A 12,638-nucleotide genomic window follows, 5' to 3' on the forward strand; every position below is an offset into this window, starting at 1 on the left:
CGTTCTATTAAGATACAACTCGAAACATTTTTTTCTTGCTCCCATGTCAAAAAACGAGCAAAGATTTCCACAAATTTATCTTTAGTTGAAACTAACCAAGGAATATTAAGGTGCATTCAGAAAAAGACAACCTACTTGTATTAAAACTCAACGAAGAGTTTGAACGCCGACGACAAAAAAATAAGAGATACTCACTACGCGCATTTGCTCACTACCTAGAGGTTGATCCCTCTAATCTTTCTAAGATTCTGCGTGGAGAACGTGTTCCTTCCCTACAAGGTGCTCAGCTCTTCCTCGACAAACTGGCATTAGAAGCCAACGAAAGCTCTCGCGTTTTATCTTCAATCACGCAAACCAAGACCGAAGCCAAATTGAATTTGAAAACTCCATTCCGTCCCATTCAAGAAGAGCTGGCTAGAACCAGTCAGTGGATGCATTTCGTTCTTTTGGAAATCCTTCAGATCGTGAAGGTAAATGCGAGCACAATGCCAAAGATAGCAGAAGGCATGGGCGTGACAAATGAAGAACTCGAAAAAAGTCTTCGCGAACTGACATCTGCGAATTTAATTAAGATGAGTGTTCACTCTGGTGACTACGAACTTATCAGCAAAAACAATACGACTACGAATTTGCCGTACACTTGTGATAGCCTCAAAGCGATCCAACGCGTCTTCTTGGCGATGGCTGCAAATGCTATTGAGAAGTATCCTTTGAATGAAAGAGAAAATACAACTTTGACAGTTGCTGTAAGCACAGATCAATTGCCTGAAATCAAAAGTCTCTTGAAAAAGACTCGTCAGAAAATAAACAGACTTTGCGAACAAAAATCTAAAAAAAGGCAAAATGCTGTTTATAACGTGTCGATGGCTCTTTACCCAGTCTTTACGGAAAGGATGTAATCAATGAAAAAATGGATTTTATCCTTAGCAATTCTGATGACTACAGCAACGAGCTTCGCGGCTCTTGAAGCACTGGACGGACAAGAAACCCACGGCGGTAACATTGTACTTTCTGAGTTCTGGAACCACCACAACTTCATCACTAGCACTCTGGCACAATGTCCAACTGCTCAAGCAAACGACTTGGCTACTTTGTGGCTGAAAAACACTCAAAAAGCAGAAGTGAGATCAGCTTGGAGAGTTTTTATTGGTGCTAACTTCGACCAAGAAGTTGTTGCAAGCAACACCCCAAAAGCAGATCCACCGTCGATTTTTATTTCAGAATCCCTGTGGCCAAAGTTAACCGAAATCGAAAAGACAAAAATCGTCATGCACGAAGTTCTTCCAATTTTGGGTTATGTTGATACTGCTTATGACTATTCGACTCAGCTCTATGAAGTTTATTTTAAATGTCTAGTTCCAAAAGCAACTCGTGGGAGTCTCACAACTGAAATTTTCCGCTGTAACAAGAGTGCTATTGATAGCTGGGGTGCTAGCGAGATGGCAGTATTGGGTCCTAGTGGAATGGCAACAGCAGCTATGCAACAGTGTTTACCTGCAATTCTAAAACTGCAGTCGTACGGCCGCCGTTTAAGCAGTTGTTTTGCCGACTATAACCCCTACGGAGTAACTGAAAGCTTTTTCAACATCGCTGTCTTTGCATACTTTCCAAGCAATGAGCGATCTGAAGTGGTTATGGACTACCTCCTGTCACTTAAGACAAGCGACTTGGCGTCAGAATGCGATCCAAAATTCAAAAAAACATGCTATGAAATCCAACGAGGCATAAAAAATCCACGCGGTACCGGTGATACAGAAAAACTCGAGAAGCTCTCAAAAAAGCTCTCATGCACTAAGTAAAAGGATGTAATCAATGAAAAAATGGATTTTGTCTTTAGCAATTCTTTTGACTACAACTACAAGCTTCGCAGCTCTTGATGCAATGGACGGACAAGAAACCCACGGCGGTAACATTGTTCTTGCAGAGTTCTGGAAACATCACAATTACATCACAAATACTCTTGCCCTATGCCCAACCGCTCAATTAGACGACTTGGCTTCTATGTGGATGAACAGCAAAAAGCAAACGCTCGTGAAAACAACTCCAAGAGTCTTCATTGGTGCGACCTCCGATCAAGAAGTTGTTGCAAGCAACACCCCAAAAGCAGATCCACCGTCGATTTTTATTTCAGAATCCCTGTGGCCAAAGTTAACCGAAATCGAAAAGACAAAAATCGTCATGCACGAAGTTCTTCCAATTTTGGGTTATGTTGACACGTCCTATGATTATTCTGCTCAGCTTTACAAAGTTTTCTTGGACTGCCTGTTATCAAAACCAACACATTCAAGTCTCATGACAGTAATTGGTAAATGCGAAGAAGCTTCTATTGAAAACTGGGGACACGCTGAAATGTCAGCAATGCGTCCAATCACCGCAATGTCTTTAGCTGCATACCAACACTGCTTACCTGCAATCGTTAAGCTAGAAGCATATGGCTATCATTTTGGAAGTTGCAATACAGATGAGATCCCTGAGCGCCAAGATAGCCATTTGAGCAGCGCCATTATCGGCTACTACCCGGGCTACGTCCGGTCAGATGTTTTTATGGATTTTCTTTTGGCAAGCAAAACCAGTTACCTGAAAGCGGAATGCGATCCCGGATTTGCACAGGCCTGCAAAGATATCAAAACCAGATCCTCTGGACTTGATAAACCACCACAAAAACTAGTGGCTCTCGCAAAAAAACTTTCTTGCCCTGAGTAAGTAATTAGCTAAATCAATACATAAAAAAACCGAGCCCTAAAAAAGCTCGGTTTTTTTATATTCAAAACTCACCACGCGCTCGCGCAACTGCAAACCGAAACTAATATTGCGAAGACGATTTGTGACGGGCAGGGCTCAAAGCTTTTTGGGATCTTTCCTAAGGAGGCTCAAGCGGCGCCCGGACGGCGCGAACCACGCCGAAGGCGTGGCGCTTGCGTGAGGGCCGGATGCCCGTCCCCCGCAGGGAAGATCCCAAAAAGCTTTGAGCCCTGCCCGTCACAAATCCCGCGTTCGGAGAAGTTACTTGTTCTCGGTCTGCTCAATAAGCTTCCAGCTGCCGTCAGCTTTCTGAAGCTTCAAGGTATAAGACTTAGTTTCCATAGCAGCGTCGACTTTGCTCTTCCAGTCTTTGCCAGAAATGCCTGCGAGTTCAGGAACCAAGGTTTTAGGAAAAGTCGTGATCTTAAGTTGAGCTGTTGCTTCAGTGTCGCTTTTGATGTCGATAGATTCTACATCCAGCTTTGTGTTCAATTTGGCGAAATCCACAAAGACCTTCTGTTGTTCTTTGTCGACAAATTGAGCTTTGGCAGTGTCTTGAACTTCGCTATCGTATTTCTCGACAGCTAAAACAAGAGCTCGGTTTTTAATAGCGTACTTAGTGCAACCAGTAAGACCGACAAAAAGAACTGCGAATAAAAGGACGAAATATTTAGTGGCTTGTGTTTTCATGACCTGGTTCTAGCATAAAAAAACCCCTCGAGTCATCACTCTCGAGGGGTTTGACATGGTTAGCTTAATTTAAACTACTATCTCTTCAATTGGATCACTTCGTTCAGAAGTTCATCTGTCGTTGTGATCGTTTTAGCGTTGGCTTGGAAACCACGTTGGTTTTGGATCATATTTACGAACTCAGTCGCCAAATCCACCGTAGAACGCTCCAAAGACTTCGCAAACAACTTACCGCGACCAGAAGAACCAGGAGCACCCATTGAAGGACCACCAGAATCTCTAGATTCTTTCAAACGATTGTTACCAACTTTGAAGAGAGCTTCTGGGTTTTCGAACTTCGCAAGAGCGATCTGAGCAAGATCTGTCGCCTGACCGTTTGAGTAAACCGCTGTCAAGTTACCTTCGTCATTGAATGACAAGGAAGTGATCGTACCAGCAGCTGCACCATCTTGGTTCCAACCGATCAAATCAGAGTTCTTACCGTACTGTTTTGTACCATCAAGACCTTTACCGCCAGCTTTGATAGCGTCACCGAAGTTCAACTTCACTTGTTGGTTCTGCAAAGCACCACCTTTGAAGTTGAAATTAGCTTCTGTCATCTCTTGGCTGTCGAGTTTACCATCAACAGTAAACTCTAACTTACCGGCACAAACTTCAGCCAATGAACCTTCTTCGCCGCCAGTTACTTCTTTACCGTCAACCAAACCTTTGTATTCCCATTGTCTGTCTGCCGTTTTGTTGAAGAACAAGCTGAGCAAATGTTTGTTACCTTGAGAGTCATACATCTCTACGCCAGTTGAGTAGTGTGAAGTAGAGTATGGATCTTTCACATCAAACTTCTTAGTTGGCTCCATACGAGAATCTAAGTTCAAATCCATTTTAATTTCAGCAGTACCTTTTGCTGGAATCAAAGCGCGAGGGAATTTGATATCAGCCATTTTGTTCAAGATATTTCCTTTTTCATCAGCTTGGAAACCTTGAACACGTTGATTGTCATTTGTTACCAAGTAGCCTTCACGGTCGAAGTGGAAAGAACCATCACGAGTGAAAGAGTCACCGTCAGAACCACGAACCTTGAAGTAACCGTCACCAGATACTGCCAAGTCAGTTACTTTTTCAGTCGCATCAACGTTACCTTGAGTAAGGATTGGATTTACGGCACCAATCTTAACACCGCGACCTACTTGGTTACCACCAAGAATGCCTTTTAAGTTTTTTGAAATGATGTCTTGGAATTCTGCGCGGCTTGCTTTGAAACCGGTGGTGTTCGCATTCGCGATATTGTCCGAGATTACTCCCAGGGCTTCACCCTGAGCAGCCATACCCGATACACCTGTGTATAGTGATGAAAGAATACCCATATGACCTCCATGTCATTCGACGTCTTCATTCGGAATCCGTCGTATTTTGGAGGGCCCCCTCAATGAGGTCCGGCCCTAATTATTTAATTTTTCTCAAGCTTGTGATATTCGACCACTCGCCTGTTTTCTAATTTTACATAACGATCGTGCTGTCGATGTTTGTGAACACGTTCTCTTTGAGCGCATTCTTATCCATCACCGTCACTACCGTATTGTTCTTCACACTCACGATCAATGCTGAATCATTCATCAAGATCAGCGAGTCTTTAGAACCTTTCGCAGCAGCTTTACCTACCGCCTCACTCAATCTCGAAATATCTTCCGGACTGAATGTAATCCCACGCGTTCTCATTCTATCAATCGCATGGTTTGAAAACTTAATCCCATCTTTCGCGGCAACCGAAGCTGCACTCTGTTTTGCGGGGCCTTGTAAAGAACCCAAACTATCCAGAGTATCGCGGAAGGACGGGCCGCCGACATTACCTGCGGGGCTCTTGGCTCCCGTGGTGGGCATCGGCATCAAACTGTCTAAGCCCTGTATCTTCTTTAAGTCCACTTTACTTTTCCTGTTCTCAGAGGTTCAAAAAATCCGGAGATGACTATCTGGTTTCTTTTGCCAGTCTTGCCATCATCTCTCGAGACAATCCTACGTTATCCATGATGTTGCTCTTTACTATCGGTGCTGCTGGAGCAGGTTGCGCCGCACTTGTAGCTTGAGCCGTAGGAGCTGCCTTCGCAGACTCTTTATTCCCCTCTGTTTTAGTTTTGTCTGTGTCACCCTGTATTTTCAAGTCCTGTGCAGTAACGTCTGTTACTTTCTGGTCGTTACTCATAAGGCTTGGGTCTGTAATCTTACGAACGTCGCGCATGCGAATCGACTGATTACCAACCAATAGTACAGGTCCTTCATTCGTATAATTGATCCCGCTGATCACACCTTCGAACTCAGTTTTCACTGCAACCTTCTTGTCGCCAGCTTTTGCTTCGACGGCAAAACGATATTCGCCTGGGTGTTGTGTTGTGCCCTTATCATCTTGTCCGTTCCAAGTGATTTTGTTCTCACCCTTCTTCAGATTTTTCATGTCATAAGAGCGAATCACTTCACCTTCAGCATTGAAAACTTTTACGTTCACATCCGTTGTATCCATTGGCAGATTGAATTTGAATTCGTGCTCGCGGTCACCCTGAGAGCGTGCCACTTTGGAAGAGTCGCCAGCCACCGCTTTGCCGATCAAGTTCAATGCTTGATAGTTTTCTTGCGGGCGCTGAGCATTTTTCATCTCTGTCAAAGTCGAATTCATATTCTGCATTTGCTCGAGGCCAGAGAAGTTGGCAAGCTGTGCCGCCATCTCATGGCTCTTAAGCGGATTCGTCGGATCTTGGTTCTTCATTTGTGCGATCATCAGTTTGAAGAAAGCATCTTTATCGAGTTTGTCATTACCGACAGTTCTCAATTTTTTGGCAGGATCCACCCAATTCGGATCCGCCAATTTATTTAGAACATCCCCGACACTCTGATCTCCAAACTTGGCTTGGTCACCTACGGATAAATTGTTGGTCTTGTTATTAATCTCGCTCGACGGCACACTCCCTTGAATGTCACCGAAGGCTTTCGTTCCTAACTTGACTCCCATTGTACCCATAATTCACCCTTCCTTAGGTTGATCACGCTACTAAATCAAGCCCTTTGCCTTTTCCTGCTGCCGCGTATTTGTTCACGCTTGCAGAACGAATTGGTTCCAAAGGTTGATCCGTTCTCGGACGTGCATAGCCTCTTAAGTTTGGTACATCAGCGAAACCATCTCTCTGTTGACGATGAGATCCAAAGTTTTCGTTGAAGTTATTCCAAAACTTCTGAGTCTGTTCACGCGAACCCGGATTGTTTTGATTCATCTGGTTTTGCGTGCTGTTGTCGGCATTTGTACCGGCTACAACATCTATCTTAACATGATCCATCGAAAGTTTATGAGCCGCCAAGCTGTTTTTCAGATCAGAAAGACTGCTCTCGAGAGTTTTCTTCGCCTCTTGAGTGTCTGCCGCCATCTGAACATTCACCTTGCCGTCTTGAACCAGGACTTTCATATGGATTTTGCCAAGACCTTCCGGAGTCATCTCGACCTTCATCTCACCGCCGCCCTTTTTAATCAGGTATTGTGCCTGATTCATAATTTGGCGAACGTTAGCTTCGTTCTCGGCTTTGTTGGCCGTCACAGGGGCTTGAGTTGCCGCTGCGGCTGCCGCGCCACCAAGAGCTGCCTCTTGCTTCAATGAAGGCAATTGATGTGTCGAAAGACCTTCCATGCCCAAAGACTTTTTGAAATCCAGCTTCTCACCATCTTTTGTTTTGGCTTGGATTTCACCTTTAGCACTGGACTGAGCTGATTGATTAAAGCCCTCTTGCTGCTGCTGTTGTCCAAACTCAAAACCCTTTTGTGGAGTCTGAGTCATCATTACAGCCGCAGCTTCTCCTTTTGGAAGAGCCTTACCTTGCATAGCCTCTGGAGTCGGCGCTTGAGTCTCTAACGAAGTAGCATCGCCGAATTCTGACGACATCTCTTCTTGAGCTCCAAGCCCCTTCATCTCTGCTTTGTTCTTAGCTGCACGTGCTGCTGCTACCAGTGCCGCTAACGCTGCTTCCGGAGATTGGGTGCCTTCAGACTCTGCTGCCAGCTCACGACCTTGCAAAGGATTTTGCAAGTCTGCGACAGGTGCCTGCTGTTGAAGATCCGCCATGCGGGTATTCAAAAGACTTTCGTCAATTTGAAGCCCTTGTGGCTGCATCATCTTCTCTTGCATATTCATCTGCGCAAGCTTGTCAGCCAATTCCGTACCTGTCGCCTGAGGAGCCGTACCGCCCCCTTTCATCCAGAATTTTTGATTCATGGAATCCAAAGAACTATTCAACACCTGACGCTTTTCTTGCGCTGATGTGAAACGCTCTTGAGCAACCGCTCCGGTCATAGCCGAACCTGCATACATAGCTTCTGGTTGCACCATAGGCTTCTGCTGAGGCTGCGGAGTTTTATCTATCTGTGCCAGTTGAGCCAGCAAACCCATGTACATTTCCTTGGCTTGATCTTCTTGTTGATCATCCAAGCCCAGTTGACCGATCACTTGATCCGCAGTCGCTTCAGGAGCGTCTACTTGGTCTGTGGGTTTCAGGTTTGCCATCGCTTCCACGATTCGCGTGGGAGGAACACCGAATTCACTCTCGAAAGAGTCCATGAAGTTCAGTATTGCGTTTTCTCTCTGGCTGCTTCCTTTTACTTTTTTTTCTGACCCGTTACCTTTTGTCGCCGTCACTTTTTCGGCTCTATCATCTGATTCAGGACGCCGTTTATCTTCTCGTTCCACCCTCTCAGTTTTTTCTGGTGGTGCTTTCTCTCGAAGACTTCTCGGTGAATCCGCCCTTGTGGGCTTCATCTCTTCCCGCTCTTTGGCTTTTGGAGCGACTTTCGCATCCAACATACTGCCAAAGGAATCAGACCCAGCTTTCTTCGCATCTTTCGTTAAATCCGCTTGTGGATTCTCCGAAGACTTGAAGTCGGCGACACCCTTTAAGGGGGGTCCGACAATTGATTGTAACAAAATCCTTCCTCCTTCCTTGGAAAAAGACTGTTTTACTTTCTTTTATAGCCTGCAAACTTCTCTGAAAGGACTTGAGCCTTTTCAGGTTTTAACAAATTCATTATATCAGCGGCGTTTTTCTTTTTCATACGCCCAAGTATATCCACCGCTAAATCCTCGTCCATTGTCTCAAAGACTTTAGCCGCCTGAGGAGGCTTCATGTCCGAGTACATTTGGACTAAGGTGTCGATTTTTTTATCGTCACCTTTTACTTTCTCTTCAAGGACGCTCGAGATGCCTCGACGTACGTCTTCAAGATCTTTGAGGCGTTTATCAAGTTCTTCTTTTTGCGCCTGCAGCTCTTGTTCTGCACGAGCTAACTCTTCTTCACGCTCATCGAGTTCTTTTTTTCTCGCATTCAATTTTGAAAGATGATCAATTTCTTCATCCGACAAAGATTTTTTTCCTTCAGCAGGAATATCTGCTTTCGCAACTTCGGTGCCTTCAAGTTTTGCAGCAGCTGGTTTCTCTGCCGCAGGCTTTGCCGGTGCTTCCTCTGCAAATGCACTTCCCAAGAATGAGATTTCAATGCGTTTTACATAGCGTTCGACTTCTTCATAGTTTTGCACTCCGTATGCCGTCACTAGCAAACCCAAAAAAGAAACGCTGACCATTTTCCATGGAATGGATTTCTTCTTTTTCTTAGGTTTTGTTTTCATACCCATGCGAAGTTTTAATTGTTTTTCAATATCAGCTTCAGAAAGTTCGAAGTGAACATTGGAAGTAGAAAACTGACGAGAGGGTTTTGTTGTTTCCCCACCAGTCGCGGCTTTGCGGGCATTTTTGAAGAATTGGTCGTATCCACTGTTTTTCATTACTTACAGTTTATCGACGGAGTGGAATCACCGCAAAATTTCCTCGCAGGACTCGACCAAATACTTCAATAAAAAAGCCCCAAGAATTGACATCTTGGGGCCTTGAAATTAATTCACCGGACTTTAGACCACTTTACTTTGAAAGTGGCTCTGGCATTAGCGGAGGGAAGGGAGCGTTGGTCTTAGTAAGAATGTTTGTCACCCAGTTACGCTGGTCCACGATACATTCAGATGAAATCACACGGTAGTGGTCGATCGGAAACGAATAGCGAGTTTCAACCCAACCCCATCCGTCCCAGCTCACATAGCGCTCTTGATAATGGCCTTGACGAGGATCTCGCACAGAACGAGTTTCACGATGATATGTCAAAAGTGGGAAATGAATCTTCAAAGCTCCGTCGGATTGCAATTGCAACTTTGCCTTTTCATCAAATACGCAGCTGTAATATCCATCAATACTACGAACGCGGCCGTTGATCACTTCACCCACTTTGGCATCACCACCCGGAGGTAACTTAAATTCAAAGAACCAAGTTACCAAGGCACCATTGTTATAATACGTCGATGTGGACAAAGTGACGGACCCGTCGAACTCAGCAATGGGAATAAGCTTCGAACCATCTTGAGTGCTCCAATTTCCATCGAAAACACTGCCAGCATGTACGAATAAAGGAAAACTCAAAAACAACATCGCCAAAATTTTTTGCATATAAACATCCCTCTCAGGTACCGACTAACATCGTCTCCTTCAATTTGGCAAGGTCTGTAAATACCCTTGATTAAAAGTTCCAGTCTCGTTACATTGCATTATTATCAATACCGCCTCTGACTATGATGGTTTTGCAATAAATGACTCTTAAAACATCTATTTTCATAACCATCTTTTTCCTTCCTTGGGTTCTATTTGCAGAATCTAAAATTCGTATTCCCGTAGGTGCATATATTTTTACACCGTACTACGAGCTACAAGATGGAAAACCTAAAGGGCTGACGATCGATACTCTTGAAATTCTAAATAAGATGCAAAGCGAATACGAATTCGTCATTACCGAGATGGGTCCTCAACGTCGTTACAAGATGTTTGAAGAATTACAAATCGAAGCCGTTTTCTTTGAAGACCCTGCGTGGCAATGGAATAAGGTGGAACACTTTAGCATCCCGCTAGGCCTTAAAGACGAAGAGGTCTACTTTGCTTTGACATCGAAAAGTGAACAGGCGAATTACTTTGAAAATTTGAAGACCAAACGCCTCGTTCTCGTTCAAGGCTATCACTATCGATTTGCTGGGATGGAATCGGATGAAGAGCAATTGAAAAAACACTATCAGCTTCATTTCGTATTCAGCTATGAGGCGAGTGTTCTCTTTGTACTGGGCGGTCGTGCTGATATTGGAATTGCGCCTCGCTCTTATTTGCACACTTATTTCCAAAAGCACCCCGAACAAAAGTCTCTCTTTCGAATCGGGAGCAAACCAGATCACAGCTTTAAGTTGAAAGTGATATTGTCCAAAAAATCGAAAATTTCCAAAGCCCGAATGAAAACTTTGATAGAACAGCTATCTAAGAACCCAGAATATCAAAAAAGCCTCGCAAAGTACGGCTTGAACTAAGAGCCTCTTTTTTCTATGTGCTTGAAGCGTAGAATACTTTGCTCGTCCATTTCTTTTTGTTCTTCGGACTCTCGTTCGTGTTTGTACTCGTCAAACTTCTTTTCTTTGAACTTAGCAATAATTTTGGTTTCAATGGCGGCCTGACGAAGCAGTTCGCGCTTGTCCTCAACAACCTTATCTTGCTGTTGAATCTTTACAATTTGGCGCTGTATGAGGATTTTTTGGTTCTTTATGAAGTCATTAATCTGAGTAAGCGCCGGTCCTTGTGCGCCCCCCTGCTTTTGCAAAAGGCCCATACGAAGATGAGCATCGTGAATGGAGGTTTCCATCTCTTGCAATTTGTTTTTAAGATCAGTGAGTACCATCAAAGCTTCTTGAAAGTCTTTTTGAGCCAAGTCTTCTTTGATTTTACGGTGATCCAAAACTTTCTGGAGAGGAAATTTAAATTTCATACACCGCTCTTAGATTAGTAATTGGCAACCAAGCCCTGCATTTGGCGCAGGCACTGATTGAAACTTGTAGAGTCCTCGACTGGTTGCTTTAGGAACTGATTTACGCCATCAATCAGCTTCACAGCTTTATCAATGCGTGGATTTGACCCGGCTTTGTAAGCACCGATGTTAATCAAATCTTCTGCCTCTCGATAGGTCGCTAGAATCTCGCGGATCTTTTGCGCCATCTTCACATGATCTGAAGAACTGACGTTTCTCATAACACGGCTTGCGCTTTGCAAAACATCAATTGCAGGGAAATGACCTTTGTGTGCGATCGAACGGCTCAACACAATATGGCCATCCACGATAGAACGAACGGCGTCCCCGATAGGATCGTTCATATCATCACCGTCCACCAATGTGGTATAGAAGCCAGTGATGCTGCCTTCGCCTTCAAAAGATCCTGCACGTTCTAAGAGTTTCGGCAATGTCGAGAATACGCTTGGCGTGTAACCTTTTGAAGAAGGAGGCTCACCAGTACTCAAACCGATTTCCCTCTGCGCCATCGCAAAACGTGTTACAGAGTCCATCATCAAAAGAACACTTTTACCTTTAGCTGCGAAGTATTCTGCAATTGCGGTTGCTACGAATGCACCACGCATACGAAGAAGCGGGCTCTGATCACTTGTCACGCAAACAATCACGGACTTTTTCATGCCCTCAGGCCCCAAATCGTGCTCGATAAACTCACGCACCTCACGGCCACGCTCGCCGACCAGCGCGATGACGTTCACATCCGCAGTTGTATAGCGAGCCATCATCCCTAGAAGGACGGACTTACCCACACCAGAACCGGCCATGATCGCAATACGCTGCCCTTGTCCTGTCGTTAAAAGACCATTGATCGCGCGAACGCCGACATCCAATGGCTGACGAATAGGACTTCTCTCTAAAGGATTACGAACTTCGTTATAGAGCGGAATTTCTTTGAAGTTTTCAAGCTCACCGTGACTGTCCAGTGGACGACCCAAGCCATCCACAACACGGCCTAAAAGCTCATCACCAGCTTTGACGGTCGCAATTTGACGAGCCAAAACAATTTTAGAACCCAACGCGACCCCACGCATATCACTGAGTGGCATCATCAAAACGTTCTTGTCTTTAAATCCTACGACTTCGGCTAAAAATGAACGTTCAAGCCCCGACGGAGTAATTTCGCAAATACTGCCGACACTTGCTCCTGGCAAATACCCTTTGATGATCATCCCATTCACTTCCGTCACCTTACCGCTATCTTTTGTAAGATGGATGGTGGCAAGAAGGTCTGTGTATTTTTCCAGATTCAATTCGTAACCGCTCAT

13 protein-coding genes are annotated in these 12,638 nt (G+C 44.6%); 4 read left to right on the plus strand and 9 right to left on the minus strand.

Annotated elements, in window-relative coordinates:
- Positions 1-110 precede the first annotated feature (110 nt).
- Genes ACLWBB_RS18220 through ACLWBB_RS18230 form a run of 3 tightly spaced genes read left to right on the plus strand, consistent with a single transcriptional unit; the run spans position 111 to position 2,703 of the window.
- Complete coding sequence (locus ACLWBB_RS18220) at positions 111-899, plus strand: TIGR02147 family protein (RefSeq protein ID WP_413288993.1); 789 nt, start codon at positions 111-113, stop codon at positions 897-899.
- 3 nt (positions 900-902) lie between these two features.
- Positions 903-1,799, plus strand: coding sequence for a hypothetical protein (locus tag ACLWBB_RS18225; protein WP_413288994.1), 897 nt, complete (start codon positions 903-905; stop codon positions 1,797-1,799).
- 13 nt (positions 1,800-1,812) lie between these two features.
- Entirely contained in the window at positions 1,813-2,703 is an 891-nt protein-coding gene (locus ACLWBB_RS18230; RefSeq protein ID WP_413288995.1) for a hypothetical protein, read from the plus strand.
- 300 nt (positions 2,704-3,003) lie between these two features.
- Here the strand turns inward: ACLWBB_RS18230 and ACLWBB_RS18235 are convergent, their stop codons facing one another.
- The 7 genes from ACLWBB_RS18235 to ACLWBB_RS18265 form a co-directional block, all read right to left on the minus strand.
- Positions 3,004-3,432 carry a hypothetical protein gene (locus ACLWBB_RS18235; protein ID WP_413288996.1) on the minus strand — a complete coding sequence of 143 codons (429 nt, stop codon included), beginning with the start codon at positions 3,430-3,432 and terminating at the stop codon, positions 3,004-3,006.
- 77 nt (positions 3,433-3,509) lie between these two features.
- Positions 3,510-4,793, minus strand: a complete 1,284-nt coding sequence (locus tag ACLWBB_RS18240) for a flagellar hook protein FlgE (RefSeq protein ID WP_413288997.1) — start codon at positions 4,791-4,793, stop codon at positions 3,510-3,512.
- A gap of 133 nt (positions 4,794-4,926) precedes the next feature.
- Complete coding sequence (locus tag ACLWBB_RS18245; RefSeq protein ID WP_413288998.1) at positions 4,927-5,349, minus strand: TIGR02530 family flagellar biosynthesis protein; 423 nt, start codon at positions 5,347-5,349, stop codon at positions 4,927-4,929.
- Between the two features lie 43 nt (positions 5,350-5,392).
- Positions 5,393-6,436 carry a flagellar hook assembly protein FlgD gene (locus ACLWBB_RS18250; protein ID WP_413288999.1) on the minus strand — a complete coding sequence of 348 codons (1,044 nt, stop codon included), beginning with the start codon at positions 6,434-6,436 and terminating at the stop codon, positions 5,393-5,395.
- Positions 6,437-6,458: 22 nt separating this feature from the next.
- The gene (locus ACLWBB_RS18255; RefSeq protein WP_413289000.1) at positions 6,459-8,381 is read right to left on the minus strand and encodes a flagellar hook-length control protein FliK; all 1,923 of its coding nucleotides are present in this window, start codon (positions 8,379-8,381) and stop codon (positions 6,459-6,461) included.
- Positions 8,382-8,413: 32 nt separating this feature from the next.
- Positions 8,414-9,235 carry a MotE family protein gene (locus tag ACLWBB_RS18260; RefSeq protein ID WP_413289001.1) on the minus strand — a complete coding sequence of 274 codons (822 nt, stop codon included), beginning with the start codon at positions 9,233-9,235 and terminating at the stop codon, positions 8,414-8,416.
- Positions 9,236-9,368: 133 nt separating this feature from the next.
- Positions 9,369-9,944, minus strand: coding sequence for a hypothetical protein (locus ACLWBB_RS18265; RefSeq protein ID WP_413289002.1), 576 nt, complete (start codon positions 9,942-9,944; stop codon positions 9,369-9,371).
- A gap of 140 nt (positions 9,945-10,084) precedes the next feature.
- Here ACLWBB_RS18265 and ACLWBB_RS18270 point away from each other — a divergent pair, with 140 nt between their 5' ends.
- Positions 10,085-10,843 (plus strand): substrate-binding periplasmic protein, encoded by a 759-nt coding sequence (locus ACLWBB_RS18270; protein ID WP_413289003.1) that lies wholly within the window; start codon positions 10,085-10,087, stop codon positions 10,841-10,843.
- On the opposite strand, the gene fliJ is transcribed toward ACLWBB_RS18270, so the two are convergent.
- Together fliJ and ACLWBB_RS18280 are read right to left on the minus strand one after the other, a co-directional pair.
- A complete protein-coding gene (gene fliJ, locus ACLWBB_RS18275; protein WP_413289004.1) occupies positions 10,840-11,295 on the minus strand; it encodes a flagellar export protein FliJ in 456 nt (151 codons plus the stop codon). The genes ACLWBB_RS18270 and fliJ overlap by 4 nt on opposite strands.
- 14 nt (positions 11,296-11,309) lie before the next feature.
- Positions 11,310-12,638, minus strand: coding sequence for a FliI/YscN family ATPase (locus tag ACLWBB_RS18280; RefSeq protein ID WP_413289005.1), 1,329 nt, complete (start codon positions 12,636-12,638; stop codon positions 11,310-11,312).

This window comes from Bdellovibrio sp. HCB337 (genome assembly GCF_047302465.1).
GTDB lineage: Bacteria > Bdellovibrionota > Bdellovibrionia > Bdellovibrionales > Bdellovibrionaceae > JACMRP01.